The organism is Micromonospora sp. HM5-17 (genome assembly GCF_003762835.1).
Taxonomy (GTDB): domain Bacteria; phylum Actinomycetota; class Actinomycetes; order Mycobacteriales; family Micromonosporaceae; genus Plantactinospora.
The window spans coordinates 56,990-71,661 of sequence record NZ_RJWA01000005.1; the positions used below are offsets into that span (position 1 = coordinate 56,990).

Below are 14,672 nucleotides of genomic sequence, written 5' to 3' on the forward strand. Positions count from 1 at the left end.
GCGCGGGGTGTTCGGTCGGACGCGAGCCGCGACACGTCGGGGCGAGGACGACGAAACACACTCTTCACGGCGCTGTCACCGGTTGGCACCGGAACCCGCCTACTGTTCTTCCCGGTGGTGGTTCGACAAGCGCGATCGGGACGGGTCGCGTGATGTCGCGGTGTGTGCCGCACCGCCCGGCGGGGAGATGAGCGGCTCCGGCGGGCGGTGCGGCTTCGCGTCTCGCGGGACCGTCCCGGCGGTTGGCCCTACCTGCCGCCCGGGGCGGTCCCGCGCCGTCGCCGGCCGCGTCCTGAGCCGAGCCGGCCGGGCCCGCGCTACTCCTCGCCGGCGTGCCGTGCCGTCGTCGGCCGCCGGACCGACCGACGACCGCCGGACGGCCGGCCCGCGGGTGGCCGCCCGCCGAGTCGTCAGCGGCGACCACACGGTCGCGGTGCCCGGGGCTACCGGAGGTAGATCGACGGACTCGGCGGGGTCGCCATGCCGTCACCGAGGAAGAAGCTCGGGTGCGGCGGCTGGTTGTAGGCGGTGTTCTGCCAGGCGATCGCCACCCGGTACATCGGGTCGTGCATCAGGGTGTAGATCCGGCGGTCCGTCTGGTGCGGGGTGCTGTAGATCCGTAGCGCCCGGCTGTCGCTGGTCCGCCAGATCACCTCCTCGCGCCAGTCGCCGAGGATGTCGGCGGAGAGCGCGGGGGTGGCCTTGGTGCCGTTGTTCGACGCCACGCCGCTGCCGGTGAGCAGCCGGGTCTCGCCGCCGGTGCCGTACTTGTCGATCCGGGTCTGGTCGAGCAGCTCCCGCACCGGGTCACCGTCCCACCAGATCAGGAAGTTGGCCGAGGACGGCTTGCGTCCGACGTTCGCCCCGGACGGGCTACGCAGCCCGTCGACCGCCGACGACCAGGACTCCGCCCCGGGGCTGCCGGCGTAGATGTCCCCGGAGACGCCGCGGCCGTTGTCTCCGGAGGGCGAGGTCGACCAGTAGATCTGTCCGGTCCGGGCGTTGGCGAACCACGACGACGGCTTGCTGGAGTCCTCGCTGACCTTGAAGTACTCCAGTCCGGGTCGGCTCGGGTCGAGGTCGCCGAGGTGCGCGGCGTCCCCGTGCCCGTGGCCGGTGTTCCACAGCGGCGCGCCGGTGTCGTCGATGGTCATCGCGCCGTAGACGATCTCGTCCCGGCCGTCGCCGTCGACGTCGCCGACGCTGAGCGAGTGGTTGCCCTGGCCGGTGTACTGCGACCCGGCCGAGTTGGAGTCGAAGGTCCAGCGCCGGGTCAGGCTGCCGTTGCGGAAGTCCCAGGCCACGATCACGGTACGGGTGTAGTAGCCGCGCGCCATGATCAGCGAGGGGCGCTGCCCGTCCAGGTACGCCGTACCGGCGAGGAACCGGTCCACCCGGTTGCCGTAGTTGTCGCCCCAGGACGAGACGGTGCCCCGGGGCGGCTGGTAGTCCACGGTGGAGAGGATGGCGCCGGTACGCCCGTCGAACATCGTCAGGTACTCGGGGCCGGTCAGGATGTACCCGGACGAGTTCCGGTGGTCGGCCGAGGCGTTCCCGATCACCTGGCCGGTGCCGGAGCGGGTACCGTCGGCGGTCTTCATCGCCACCTCGGCGTCCCCGTCGCCGTCGTAGTCGTACACCTGGAACTGGGTGTAGTGGGCGCCGGCCCGGATGTTGCGTCCCAGGTCGATCCGCCACAGCCGGGTCCCGGTCAGGGTGTACGCGTCGACGTACACGTTGCCGGTGTAGCCGGACTGCGAGTTGTCCTTGGCGTTGGACGGGTCCCACTTCAGCACGATCTCGTACCGGCCGTCCCCGTCCAGGTCCCCGACGGAGGCGTCGTTGGCGGAGTAGGTGTACGTCTCACCGCTCGGCGTGGTCCCGCCCGGCGGCACCTGCAGCGGTACGTCGAGGTAGCCGGCGCCGAACTGGAGCGCGGGGGCCGAGGCGGCCTGCTCCGTTCCGCCCACCACCGCCCGGACCGTGTACGTCGCCCCGGCCGGCGCCCCGGCGTCGAGGTAGTTGGTGGCGCCGGTGATCGGAAACGCGTTGACCCGGGTGGAGCCGCGGTAGAGGTTGAACGCCACGCCGGAGGTCTCGGTGCCGAGGAGCCGCCAGGAGACCAGGTTGCCGTTGCCGGACCGGACGCTGATCAGTCCCCGGTCGAGGTCCTCCATCTGCTTGGCTCCCGGCGCGGGGTTCGGCGGTGGCGTGGTCGCGGGTGGCGTGGTGGCCGGCGGGGTGGTCGTCGGCGGCACGGTCGGTCCGCCGGTCGTCGGGGTGACCGCGCCGGTGCAGGTGGTGCCGTTCATCGCGAAGCTGGTCGGCACCGGATTGCCGCCGGTCCAGGTTCCGTTGAACCCGAACGAGGTGCTGGCGTTGGTGCCCAGCGACCCGTTGTAGCTGACGTTGGTGGCGGTGACCCGACCGCCGTTCTGGCTGATCGTGGCGTTCCAGGCCTGGGTGATCTGCTGGCCGGCGTCGTACGTCCAGGTGACGGTCCAGCCGGTGACCGGGTCCCCGAGGTTGGTGAGCGTGACGCTGGCGCCGAAGCCGCCCTGCCACTCGGTGGTCACCTGGTAGTCGACCCGGCAGCCGGCGGCGGCGGCCGAGGCGACGACCACGCCGAGGGATCCGGTGCCGGCCAGGATGCCCGCCGTGGCGGCGGCGAGCAGGACGGTGCGCTGTCGTGCGAGGGGCATGATCATCTCCATCGCGGAAGGCGGGGCACGCGGCACGGTGCCGAAGGCGCGGCCGACGGCGGCGGCCGGCCTGCCCAGGCCGACGGACCGAGCTGCGGCGGGGTGGCCGAAATGGAACATTTCAATCGGGCACCCCGGGACGAGATGTGGCTCCAGCGCACTTGGATGCTAGGGCAACCGCTTTCCTAATGCAACGACCATCTTGAATATTTGAAGGTTTCATGGCCGATCGCGCGTCACCCACCCGATCGCGCGTCACCCACCCGCCCGGGTGTCGCCGCGCCAGCCCTCGCCCGGAGTCGCCACCGCAACCGCCCGTCGATGCGGCGGCCGACCGAACCAGCCAGCGGTACCGCCCGCCCAGCCGTCCGTGGGTACCGACGGGTCGGCCCCCGTCGGTACCCACGGGTCAGTCGAGCGCCGCGAGCAGCGCGCCACCGCCGCAGCAGATCACCAGCGTGCTGATGAGGCCGATGAGGGCGATCAGGTAGTTCGACCACATGCCGAACCTCGTGACGTCGGCGCCCTGGCCGTCGTACACCCGGTTGCGCCAGACGCCGAACCGGAAGTCCAGGTAGCTCGGGGTGCCGGGCTGGACGACCACGTCGGTCCGCACCATCGGGACGCCGAGGAAGTCCGTGTACTTGACCTCGTGCGGACCGGCCGGCACGGGGATGTGCCAGGTGCCCGCACCGGGGATCGGGACCTCGCGACCGTCGATCTTCAGTTTGCAGGTGGCCGGTACCGGGACGACGTAGGGGCCGCGGCTGACGGTCACGACGAGGGCGCCGGCACCCGCCGGCAGGGGGACCGGATGGGGGTGGGCGACCGGTGCCAGGTAGCCGGGCGGACCGTAGGGGTGTGTCATGGCACAGCATCGTGGCACATGGGACGGTCGCGGGGCGCACCGCTCCGCACCGGCATCCCCGCGGCGGTCTCCCGGCCGGGCACACCGCGCGATCGGGCACACCGCGACGCGGGGCTCAGCCCGCCGCGCCGTCCTCCCGCAGCACCGCGCAGCCGCCGGGCGGCAGCGTCACCGGGTCGAGGTGACCGCCGGTGAGCAGGTCGGTTCCGGCGGCCGGAACGGTCTGCGTCGTGGCGGTGTGGTTGAGCAGGAAGAGCCAGCTCCGCCCGGCGCCGTCGCCCCGCCGGACCGCCTCCACCCCGGGCGGGGCGGCCGGGCAGGCGGGCGCCACCCCGGCCCGCTCGGCCGCCCGGCGCAGCAGATCCCGGTACGCGTCGTCGTCGAGCCGGGTCGAGACGTACCAGGCCACGCCGGCGCCGTGGTCGTGTCGGGTCACCGCCGGCCGGCCGGCCACCGTCCCTCCGGCGTACGTCGTCACCACGGTCGCGCCGGCCAGCCGTACCGGCTCGGACCAGAGTCGCCCGGTGGTGCCGTCGGCGAGCGGCACCCGCTCCGCCGGGTCGAGCGGGTGGAACTCCTCCACCCGGATCCCGAGGAGGTCCCGGAAGGCACCCGGGTAGCCGCCGGGGCGGACCCGCCCGTACTCGTCGGCGATCCCGCTGAGGTAGCCGACGACCAGGTGGCCGCCGCCGGCGACGTACCCGCGGACCTGGTCGGCGTACCGGTCGGAGACCAGGTAGAGCGCGGGCAGGACCAGCAGGGCGTACCCGGAGAGGTCGTCGCCCGGGATGACGAGGTCGCACGGGTAGCCGGCCCGCCACAGCGCGCGGTGGGCCGCCGCGACCTCGGCGGCGTAGTCGAGGCTCGCCGACGGGAGGACGGTGGCCTGCATCGCCCACCGGCAGGAGGCGTCCCAGGCGATCGCCACCCGGGCCGCGACCGTTCCGGCGTCCACCTCGGCGAGCCGGGTCAGGCTCTCCCCCAGCGCGACCGCCTCCCGGAACGTCCGGCTCTCCGGGCCGGCGTGTGGCAGCAGCGCGGAGTGGAACAGCTCGGCGCCGCCGCGGGAGGCCCGCCACTGGAAGAACATCGCGCCACGGGATCCCCGGGCGACGTGGGCGAGGCTGTGCCGCAGCAGCCGGCCCGGTTCCTTGGCGTGCATCCGGCCGGGGGTCAGGATCAGGTTCGGGGCGCTCTCCATCAGCAGCCAGGCCGGGCCGCCGGGGCTGCGCCGGGCCCAGCACCGGGCCAGATCGGCGGCGAACGCGGTCTGCTCCTCCGCGCCCGGCCCGGACTCCGACGGGTAGTGGTCGATCGCCACCAGGTCCACCTCGGCCGACCAGCGGGCGTGGTCGACCGGCACCCAGTCGCCGAGGACGTAGTTGGTGGTCACCGGCACCTCGGGGGTCGCGGCCCGGAGCAGGTCGCGCTGCTCGAGGTACGCGCCGAGCAGTTCGTCGGAGACGAAGCGGCGGAAGTCCAGCAACTGGCCGGGATTGCCGAGGTACCGGGTGGCGACGGGGGTGCGGATCTGCTCCCAGTCGGTGTAGTGCTGGCTCCAGAAGCTGGTCGTCCAGGCGTCGTTGAGGGCGTCGAGCCCGCCGTACCGCTCCCGTAGCCAGCGACGGAACGCGGCGGCGACGTACTCGCAGTGGCAGGTGGTGCCGTACTCGTTGTGCACGTGCCACAGCGCCAGCGCGGGGTGGTCGGCGTACCGCTGGGCGAGGGCGGTGGCGATCCGCCGCGCCGCCGCCCGGTACGCCGGCGCGCTGGCGCAGTAGGTGTCCCGGCTGCCGTGGCTGAGCCGTACGCCGTCGGCGGTGACCGGCAGCGCGTCCGGGTGCCGCAGCGAGAACCACGGCGGTGGGGCGGCGGTGGGCGTCGCGAGCGCCACCCGGATGCCGCCCGCGTGCAGCAGGTCCAGCACCCGGTCCAGCCAGTCGAAGTCGTACCGGCCGGGCTCGGGCTCCAGCCGGGACCAGGCGAAGACGCCGACGGTGACGAGGGTAACCCGGGCCCGGCGCATCAGGGCGACGTCCTCCGGCCAGAGCTCGGCCGGCCACTGCTCGGGGTTGTAGTCCCCGCCGTAGCAGAGCCCGGTCAGCCCCTTCGGCCACCGCATCGGCGTCCTCCCAATGGGCTTTTGTTGAGGGTCCAGTCAAAGTAGACGGGATGGCGTACCCCGTCAACGGTCGGGTCTTTCCCGCCGGCGGTGACGGCGAGACCGACTTCGCAGACGGTGCAGGCCGGCGACGGAGGGCGCGCGGACCGACGGGGGGCGGCCCCCGGCCGGGCACCCGGCGTTGACAGTTTGTTGGGTTACCAAAGAAACTAAGGGAGTCCGGCGGGACCGCGCGGCCGGGCGCCGGCCACCCCGGCGACCCGGGCGGGCGGACGACCGGGCAGGCGGACGAGTCGCGACGTGTCCGACTCCGGGTCGGCACCGGTCGCCGTCCACGTCACAACCGCGCCCGGGAGCCGAGGAGACCGCATGCCGTACCGACCGCCCCTGGTGCCGCACGAGACCTTCGTCGCCGACCCGCCCGACCTACCGGTCCGGGCCCCCGGCGAGGAGGGGCTCTCCGCGCTGACCCGGGCCGAGGTGCTCGGCACCGACACCGCCGGGGTCAGCCTCAAGGCCGGCACCTCCGACGGCGGTTCGCTCACGGTCCGGATCAGCGCGGCCGGCGAGGGCGTCATCCGGGTACGGCTCAGTGAGGACCCGCTGGCCCGGGGCCGGGCCGCCCGGGCGCTGCCGCTGGTGCGGCCGCAGCCGTACGTCGCCGGCGTCCGGGTCGACGGCGACCGGGTACGCGTCGACGCCGGCGCGGTCGTCGCCGAGCTTCACCTCGACCCCTGGCACCTGCGCTTCGTCGACCGCACCGGCGCACCGCTGCTGGAGCAGAGCCGGGGCGAGCAGGACATCAGTGGCCGGCTCCGGACCCTCCCCTTCGGCCGCTCCCTCGTCGACGGCGCGGTCGCCGCGTACCACGAGAGTTTCGTCGCGCCCGGCGACGAACGCTTCGTCGGCCTCGGCGAGAAGTTCACCCCGCTGGACAAGCGGGGGCAGCGGGCGCTGATGTGGAACTTCGACGCCTTCGGCAGCGAGTCCGACCGGGCGCACAAGAACGTCCCGCTCTACCTCTCCAACCGCGGCTACGGGATCCTGGTGGACAGCGGGATGCCGGTCGAGTTCGACATCTGCCAGTCGACGCACAGCTGCGTCCAGATCCTGGTTCCCGACGACCTGATCGACTACTACGTCCTCGCCGGCCCCACCCCGGCGGAGATCCTCGACCGGTACGACGCCCTGACCTGCCGCCCCGCGCTCCCGCCGAAGTGGGCCTTCGGCACCTGGATCTCCTCCGGCTTCGTCCGGGACAGCCAGGAGCGGGTGCTGGACCGGGCCCGCCGGATCCGCGAACGTGGCATCCCCTGCGACGTACTGCACCTGGACTGCTACTGGCAGGTCGCCGGCGCCTGGTCGGACCTGCGCTGGGATACGGCACAGTTCCCCGACCCGGCCGGGATGCTGGCGACCCTGGCCGCGCAGGGTTTCCGGGTCTGCCTCTGGATCAACCCGTACGTGATGACCGGCAGCCCCCGGTACGCCGAGGCCGCCGAGGCCGGCTACTTCCTGCGCCGGCCGGACGGATCGGTCTACGTCGCCGACACCTGGCACGGCAGCCATCCGGCCGGCGCCATCATCGACTTCACCAACCCGGCCGCGGTGGAGTGGTTCACCGGCCTGCTCCGCCCGCTGCTGGCGCAGGGCGTCGCCGTCCTCAAGACCGACTTCGCCGAGGGTGTCCCGGCGGACGCGGTGGCGAGCAACGGGATGACCGGGGTCGAGCTGCACAACGTCTACAGCCTGCTCTTCAACGACGTCGTCTCGGCGGTCACCGAGGAGGTCGTCGGGCATCGGATGGTCTGGGCTCGCTCGTCGTACCTGGGCGGGCAGCGGCACGCGGCACAGTGGAGCGGCGACGTGAACGCGACGTACCCGGCGATGGCCAGTACGCTGCGCGGCGGGCTGAGCCACGGCCTCTCCGGGGTGCCGTTCTGGAGCCACGACACCGGGGGTTTCCACGGCACGCCGACGCCCGATCTCTACGTGCGCTGGGCGCAGTTCGGGGCCCTCTCGCCCCTGGTGCGGTTCCACGGCACCACGAGTCGGCTGCCGTGGGACTTTCCCGCCGAGGCCGAGCGGGGCGCGGTCGACGCGCTCCGGCTGCGGTACCGGCTGCTGCCGTACCTCTACTCGGCGGCGGTGACGGCAGCCCGGACCGGTACGCCGATGCTGCGGGCTCTGCTGGTCGACTCGCCGGACGATCCGGCGGCGTGGGGTGCCGAACTGGAGTACCGGCTCGGGACGGACCTGCTGGTCGCCCCAATGATCAGTCCGGATGGCCGCCGGTACGTCTACCTTCCCGCGGGCGAGTGGGTGGACTTCTGGACCGGCGAGGTGCACCCCGGGGGCCGGCATCTGCGGGTGTCCCGGCCGTTGGAGCAGATTCCGCTCTTCGTCCGGTACGGCGCGCTGATCCCGGTGGCTCCGCCCGCCGACCGGGTCGGCGACGGCCCGTTCCCCCGGGTCACGCTGCTGAGCTGGGGAGCGGTCGACGCCGAGGTGACGATTCACGACGTCGACGGGGACACCACTGTCCGGGCCTGTCGTTCGGGCGACGAGTTCCGGGTCGAGGTAGACGGGCCGCTCTCGATCGACGGTGTCGCGTTCGCCCGGGTGAGCGGCGCCCGGCTACCCGCGCGGCTGGTCTGTGACGGCGAGGTCACCGCCCCGGTGCGCCTCGACGGGCTGCCGGTCGCGCAGGGCTGAAGGTCGGGACGGGGTGCCCAGGTGGGGGGCGCCCCGTCCCTCCTTCGCGGCCGGCCGCTGCCGTCCGGTCCCGGCCGGTCCGGCCCGTCCTGGTCCGGGGTGACCCGCTCCGGTCCCGGCCGGTCCGGCCCGTCCCAATGGTGGCCGACGCCGGGCGGCGGACCCGGCGCTCCGCCCGTACTCCGGCTGGTCAGGCGGTCGCGGCCGCCGGGTCGGGGGTCGGTGCTTCCACCGCCTCCTCCGGTTCCGTCCCGGCCGGCCGGGACGGCTGGCGGAGCACCGCCGCCGCGAGCACGAGGGCGGCGGCGAGGAGCCCGACCGCGACGGTGAACGCCAGCCGGTATCCGCCGGTCAGGGCCGCCGCCGCGGACGTACCGGCGCCGAGCAGGTCCTCGGTGCGCGCGGCGGCGAGCGTGGAGAGCACCGCGACCCCGGCCGCCATACCGACCTGCTGGGTGGTGTTGAACAGACCCGAGGCGAGCCCGGCGTCGTCGGCGCGGGCCCCGGACATGCCGAGCGCGGTCAGCGCCGGCAGGGCGAGCCCGAAGCCGGCGGCGCAGAGCATCACCGGTAGCAGGTCGGTCAGGTAGTCGGCGTGTACCGGAATCCGGGCCAGCAGGCCGAACACCCCCATCAGCAGGACCAGCCCGACCAGCAGGACCCGGCGCTCACCGAACCGGGCGATGAGCCGGGCCGAGATGCCGAGTGAGACGACGCCGATCACCACCGCGGCCGGCAGCATGGCCAGCCCGGTGCCGGCGGCGCTGTAGTTCAGGACCCGCTGCAGGTAGAGCGCGACGAGGACCTGGAAGCTGAAGCAGGCGGCGACCATCAGGACCTGCACCAGGTTGGCCCCGGCCACGGCGCGCGAGCGGAGGATCCGCAGGGGCATCAGCGGCTGCCGGGCGGTGGCCTGCCGGACCACGAAGCCGGTGAGCAGGGCGAGGGTGAGGAGCCCGAGCCCGAGGGTCGACCCGGCGGTCCAGCCCACGGCCTCGACCCGGACGACCGTGAAGATGCCGAGCATCAGGCCGGCGGTGACCAGCAGCGCGCCGAGGACGTCGGCGCCGGCGGCCAGGCCGATCCCGCGGTCCGCCGGCAGGACGGGCAGCGCGACCGCCAGCGTCGCGAGGCCGATCGGCAGGTTGATGAAGAAGATCCAGTGCCAGCCCAGCGCGTCGGTCAACACGCCGCCGAGGACCGAGCCGAGCGAGGCGCCGGCGGCGCCGGTGAAGCTGAACACCGCGATGGCGCGGGCCCGCTCCCCGGGGTCGGGGAAGAGCGTCACGAGGATCCCCAGGCCGACCGCGGTTGCCGCCGCGCTGCCGATCCCCTGCAGGAAGCGGGCGACGATCAGCACCGCCGGCGTCGTGGCCAGGCCGGCGAGCACCGAGGCGGCGGTGAAGACCGCCGTGCCGGCGAGGAAGACCCGGGTACGACCGAGCAGGTCGCCGAGCCGGCCGGCCAGCAGCAGGAGGCTGCCGAAGGCGATGAGGTAGGCGTTGACCACCCAGCTGAGGCTGGCGGGCGAGAAGGCGAGGTCGTCCTGGATGGCCGGCATCGCCACCGTCACGATGCTGCCGTCGAGGATGGTCATCAGCGTCGCCGTGGCGATCACCGCAAGGGCGAGCCAACGGGATCGGGGCGACGGGGCAGGTGGTACGGACACAGGTCCTCCTGTCGAGTAGGCGCGACAGAAGGAAAGTAGCAGATAGTTTTGTTGTAGACGATCTGCTAGAGATCTAGCTCTCCCGCTGGCGGGCCCGGCGGACCTGCTGGGGCCCCTCGACCGGCTCGGCGAGGTGACCGGTGGCCAGCCGGGTCAGGGCGCGGACCAGGACCTCCCGTTCCTCGGCCGGAAGCGTCGCCAGCACCTCGCGGTGCACCCGGTCGACGATCTCCTGGCTACGCACGGCCACCCGGGCTCCCTCCTCGGTGACCGTGATGATCCGGGCCCGCCGGTCCGTGCCGGAAGGCCGCCGCTCCGCCAACCCCGCCCGCTCCAACGCGTCGACGGTCACCACCATCGTGGTCTTGTCGATGTCGCCGAGCTCGGCGAGCTGGGCCTGGGTCCGCTCCTCGGCCATGGCGTGCACCAGCACACAGTGCATCCGCGCGGTGAGCCCCACCTCGGCCAGCGCCGCCGCCATCCGGGTACGCAGCACGTGGCTGGTGTGGTCCAGGAGATACGACAGGTCCGGTTCACGCCGGGTCGGGGCGATGGCGGTCATGTCACGAGGATAGGCGGAGCGGGTCACCCCTTGACCGCGCCGACGATCACGCCCTTGACGAAGTGTCGCTGCACGAACGGATAGACCAGGACGATCGGCGCGACCGTCACCACCACCACCGCCATCTTGATCGCCAGGGTCGGGGGCATCGCGGCGCCGACCACGCCGGAGGTGCTCGGCGACTGCCCGGCCAGGATGAAGCTCTGCAACACCCGCTGGCTCGGGAACTTCGCGTTGTCGTCGATGTAGAGCAGCGCGGTGAACCAGACGTTCCAGTAGCCGACGGCGTAGAAGAGCCCGACCACGGCGATGACCGCCCTGGACAGCGGCAGCACGATCCGGGCCAGGATCCGGAACTCCCCCGCCCCGTCGATCCGGGCGCTGTCGAGCAGTTCGCCGGGGAGGTTCTGGAAGAACGCCCGGAGCACCACCAGGTTGAAGACGCTGATCGCGCTCGGCAGGATCAGCGCCCAGAGGCTGTCCTTCAGCCCGAGCCCGGTCACCACGAGATAGCTCGGCACCATGCCCGGATAGACCAGGAAGGTCAGCAGGAAGTAGAGCAGCAGGCCCCGGTGCCCCACCGAGCCGGGCCGGGAGAGCCCGTACGCGGCCAGCACGGTCAGGGTCAGGCTCACCGCCGTACCCGCCGTGGTGACCAGGGCGCTGATCCAGAGTGCCTGGGTGATCTGGCCACCCGAGAAGATCGTCACGTACGCCGAGACGTCGATCTCCCTCGGCACCAGCACCAGGCCGCCGGCCTCGTTGATGGTCTCCTGGGACGCCAGGCTGGTGACCAGCACCACCCAGAGCGGGATCAGCACCGCCAGCACCACGCCGGCCAGCAGGCCGCCCCGGGCGACCTGGCCGGCCATGCTCGGCGGCTCCTCCCAGGCCGGACGGCGGCCCCGGCCGCGCCGCGTCCCCGCGCCGGCGGGACGCCGATCCGTCACCGTCATGACCGCGAATACACCCCCCGCTCGCCGAGGGCGTGGGCGAACCGGTTGGCCGCCAGGATCAGCACCAGCCCGACCACCGCCTTGAACAACCCGGCCGCCGCCCCGTACCCGTAGTTCCCGGTCGTGATCCCCTGGTGGTAGACGAAGGTGTCCAGCACCTCGGCGGCCTGCCGGCCGACCGCGTCCCGCTGGAGCAGGAACTGCTCGAATCCGACCGAGAGCGCGTCACCGAGCCGCAGGATCAGCAGCAGGACGATCACCGACCGCAGGCCGGGCAGGGTCACGTGCCAGAGCCGCCGCCACCGTCCGGCCCCGTCCACCGCCGCCGCCTCGTAGAGGTGTGGGTCGATGGTGGAGAGCGCCGCCAGGAAGACGATCGTGCCCCAGCCGACGTCCTTCCACACCGTCTCGGCGGTGACCAGCACGATGAAGGTGTCCGGATTGGACATGATGTCCCACGGCTCGAGGCCGACGTTGCGCAGCGTCTGGGCGAGCAGTCCCGCGCCGCCGAACATCTGCACGAAGAACGTCACCACCAGCACCCAGCTGAAGAAGTGCGGCAGGTAGACGACGCTCTGCACGAAGGCGCGCAGTCGTGCGGAGAGGATGCCGTTGAGCATGATCGCCAGGGCGACCGGCAGCGGGAAGTAGAAGACCAGCTGGAAGCCGGTGATCGAGAGGGTGTTCCAGAACGCGTCCCAGAACGCCGGATCGCCGAAGAGCGCCTCGAAGTTGCCGAACCCGATCCACGCGCTGGCGAGGAACGCCTCCAGCGGGCTGTCCCCGGCGTACGGGTTGTAGTCCTGGAACGCGACGACGTTGCCGAGCGTGGGCACGTAGTGGAAGACCAGCAGCAGCAGGGCGGCCGGGGTGACCATCACCAGCAGCGGCCAGTCCCGGCGCAGCCGGGCGCGCAGCGGGAGCCGGGAGCCGTACCGGCCTCGCCGGCCGCGGCGTGCCGCCGTGCCGTCCCGCCGGTACGCTCGCGCACCGCGGTGCGGCGCGGCCGTCGCTCCGGCCGGCGGCCGCGCGGGTCCGCCGCCGCGCCGCGGCCGTGCGCGGTCGTCGGGGGTGGGCTCCGCGCCCGGGTCGCGCTCCGCCGCTCCGGTGGCCCCTACCGGGTGGGGTGGGCCCGCGCCACCGACCCGGTCGGTCGAGTCGCCGGGCCGGGCCGCCTCCCGGGTGCTCATCGTCCGGCGTCGGCCAGCGCCTTGGCGCGGAACTCCCGGGCCTCGTCACCGCCGCCGCTGGTGCGCCACTCCTGGATCACCGCGTCGAGGTCGCGCAGCGGCCGGCGGCCCCGCAGGATGTCTGTGATCTTGTCCTCGGTCGGGACCAGCCCCGCGTTGAACCGGGGCGGCATCTCCAGCTTCAGTCCGGCCCACGGGTCCTTCTCCAGGTACCTGACCATCTCGTTGGAGTACGCCAACACGTCGACGACGAAGTTCGGGGTCTGCGGGGAGGGCTGGAGCACCGGGCTGCGACCGCTGATGAAGAAGTACTGGTTGGCGATCTCCTTGAAGCCGAGGTCGGTCTTGGCCACCCCGGCCGCGCTCCGGGTATGGTGCTGGCCTTCGACGCCGTACTCCCGGAGGTTGAACTCGGTGGTGCCGAACGGCGCCGAACACCAGTTGATCACGCGGAGTAGCTCCTCGACCCGTGCCTTGCCCAGCCCCTTGCGGATGAAGGTGAAGGAGATGGGGTCGTCGTCGCCCCAGACCAGCGGGTCGCCCCCGGTGGCCGCGAAGATCGGCACCGGTTGGATGTTGAAGCCCGGGGTGACCTTCTGCTGCTCGGCCTGCATCGGCTGCCACATGCCGACCCCGTCCTGGTGGAAGAGGATCCTGCCGCTCTGCAACAGCTGCTTGGCGTCGGCGCCCTTGCTGGCCACCAGGTCCGGATGGACCAACCCCTCCCGGTAGACCTTCGCCATGAACTCCACGGCCTGCTGGAACTCCGGGGTCTCGTACTTGAACTCGGGGGTGCCGTCCGGTCTGAGTCGCCAGCCCTCGTCGGTGCCGGGCACCTTGTAGAACATCTGCACCATCGCGAAGATGTCGGAGAAGGCCCAGACGCCCCTGGCCGGGTTGGTGACCGCCTTGCCGACCTCCCACAGCTCGTCCATGCTCGTCGGGTACGTCAGCCCCAGCTTGTCGAGCAGGTCCTTCCGGTAGAAGAGCGCCCACGGGAACGGCCCGTCGGTCGGGTTGGGGATCGCCATCAGCCGTTCGTTCCACAGCGCGTTGCGCCACGCCCCGGTCGGGAAGGTGGCCAGCATCGGGTACGCCCTGACCGCGTCGCCGGCGAGGTAGTCCGTCAGGTCCTCGAAGAGCGCGGCCACCGCGTCGGAGAAGCGGGGCAGCTTGCTCACCTCCCACTCCGGCACGCAGAGCAGGTCCGGCACGTCCCGGGCCCCGAGCATCGCGTTGAGCTTCTCGGCGTACGTGAGGCCGTCCTGGACGCTGAAGTTGACCGGTACGCCGAGTTCGGCGTTGACCGCGGCCAGGTAGGCGTTCTGCCCGAGGCCGGGTGGGGCGGGCCCCCAGGCCGGGGTCATCGCCCGGATCTCCTGGCCGCTGCTGCCGGGCTTCTCGGTGACGGCGTCGACCAGGTTGGCCGGGAACCGGGTGTAGCCGTCGGGGACCGGCCGGACCCCGGCGATGTCCGGCTTCGGGATGCCGGGCGGCAGTGGCTGCGGGTTGGGCAGCAGGCCGGCGAGCCGGTCCAGGTTCTGCGCCTCGCCGCCGGATCGTGTCGCCTCGCCGCAGCCGCCGAGCAGGCCGCCGCCGACGGTCGCCGCCGCGCCGAGGCCGAGCAGGCCGAGAACGCTCCTACGGCTGGTGGCGACGTCCGGGCCGGATGCTTCCACGGCGCGCTCCCTTCGCTGTCGCCGGACGGGCCGCCTCGCGGACGGGACGGACGAGGCGGTCCGATCGGGGGTGGTATGGGGTAGAGTTAGTTCGTCGGGTGACTAAACAAACCTAATCGACGGTGACCGGTGCCACAAGATGCCGGGCGCGCGACGGCGACCGGCGCCCAGGAGCGCCGCGCGGCAGACCACACGTGGCCGCACGGGCC

General features: G+C 72.7%; 9 protein-coding genes. 1 reads left to right on the forward strand and 8 read right to left on the reverse strand.

What is annotated here, in order from left to right:
* Window positions 1–443 precede the first annotated feature (443 nt).
* The 3 genes from EF879_RS15900 to EF879_RS15910 all read right to left on the reverse strand — a co-directional run bounded on the left by EF879_RS15900 (window position 444) and on the right by EF879_RS15910 (window position 5,692).
* Window positions 444–2,702: a cellulose binding domain-containing protein gene (locus EF879_RS15900; RefSeq protein ID WP_199736459.1), complete on the reverse strand. Its 2,259-nt coding sequence runs from the start codon at window positions 2,700–2,702 to the stop codon at window positions 444–446.
* A gap of 409 nt (window positions 2,703–3,111) precedes the next feature.
* Entirely contained in the window at window positions 3,112–3,570 is a 459-nt protein-coding gene (locus tag EF879_RS15905) for a hypothetical protein (protein WP_123559378.1), read from the reverse strand.
* A gap of 115 nt (window positions 3,571–3,685) precedes the next feature.
* Window positions 3,686–5,692: a beta-galactosidase gene (locus tag EF879_RS15910; protein WP_123559380.1), complete on the reverse strand. Its 2,007-nt coding sequence runs from the start codon at window positions 5,690–5,692 to the stop codon at window positions 3,686–3,688.
* Between the two features lie 369 nt (window positions 5,693–6,061).
* Between EF879_RS15910 and EF879_RS15915 the strand changes: the two genes are divergently transcribed.
* Window positions 6,062–8,407 carry a TIM-barrel domain-containing protein gene (locus tag EF879_RS15915; RefSeq protein WP_123559382.1) on the forward strand — a complete coding sequence of 782 codons (2,346 nt, stop codon included), beginning with the start codon at window positions 6,062–6,064 and terminating at the stop codon, window positions 8,405–8,407.
* Window positions 8,408–8,597: 190 nt separating this feature from the next.
* On the opposite strand, the gene EF879_RS15920 is transcribed toward EF879_RS15915, so the two are convergent.
* From EF879_RS15920 to EF879_RS15940, 5 genes are all read right to left on the reverse strand, one after another.
* Window positions 8,598–10,076, reverse strand: a complete 1,479-nt coding sequence (locus EF879_RS15920) for an MFS transporter (RefSeq protein WP_233604506.1) — start codon at window positions 10,074–10,076, stop codon at window positions 8,598–8,600.
* Between the two features lie 73 nt (window positions 10,077–10,149).
* Window positions 10,150–10,638 carry a MarR family winged helix-turn-helix transcriptional regulator gene (locus EF879_RS15925; RefSeq protein WP_123559958.1) on the reverse strand — a complete coding sequence of 163 codons (489 nt, stop codon included), beginning with the start codon at window positions 10,636–10,638 and terminating at the stop codon, window positions 10,150–10,152.
* Between the two features lie 23 nt (window positions 10,639–10,661).
* Complete coding sequence (locus tag EF879_RS15930) at window positions 10,662–11,510, reverse strand: carbohydrate ABC transporter permease (RefSeq protein WP_233604507.1); 849 nt, start codon at window positions 11,508–11,510, stop codon at window positions 10,662–10,664.
* 80 nt (window positions 11,511–11,590) lie between these two features.
* Window positions 11,591–12,784: a sugar ABC transporter permease gene (locus tag EF879_RS15935; protein WP_123559387.1), complete on the reverse strand. Its 1,194-nt coding sequence runs from the start codon at window positions 12,782–12,784 to the stop codon at window positions 11,591–11,593.
* On the reverse strand, window positions 12,781–14,463 hold the full coding sequence (locus EF879_RS15940; RefSeq protein WP_123559389.1) for an extracellular solute-binding protein: 1,683 nt from the start codon (window positions 14,461–14,463) through the stop codon (window positions 12,781–12,783). Before EF879_RS15940 ends, EF879_RS15935 begins: the two co-directional genes overlap by 4 nt.
* Window positions 14,464–14,672: the final 209 nt, after the last annotated feature.

Bases quoted from the DNA above. Each gene is read 5' to 3' on its own strand.
- EF879_RS15900 (WP_199736459.1), bottom strand. From the start codon at position 2,702: ATGCCCCTCGCACGACAGCGCACCGTCCTGCTCGCCGCCGCCACGGCG.
- EF879_RS15905 (WP_123559378.1), bottom strand. From the start codon at position 3,570: ATGACACACCCCTACGGTCCGCCCGGCTACCTGGCACCGGTCGCCCAC.
- EF879_RS15910 (WP_123559380.1), bottom strand. From the start codon at position 5,692: ATGCGGTGGCCGAAGGGGCTGACCGGGCTCTGCTACGGCGGGGACTAC.
- EF879_RS15915 (WP_123559382.1), top strand. From the start codon at position 6,062: ATGCCGTACCGACCGCCCCTGGTGCCGCACGAGACCTTCGTCGCCGAC.
- EF879_RS15925 (WP_123559958.1), bottom strand. From the start codon at position 10,638: ATGACCGCCATCGCCCCGACCCGGCGTGAACCGGACCTGTCGTATCTC.
- EF879_RS15930 (WP_233604507.1), bottom strand. From the start codon at position 11,510: ATGGCCGGCCAGGTCGCCCGGGGCGGCCTGCTGGCCGGCGTGGTGCTG.
- EF879_RS15935 (WP_123559387.1), bottom strand. From the start codon at position 12,784: ATGAGCACCCGGGAGGCGGCCCGGCCCGGCGACTCGACCGACCGGGTC.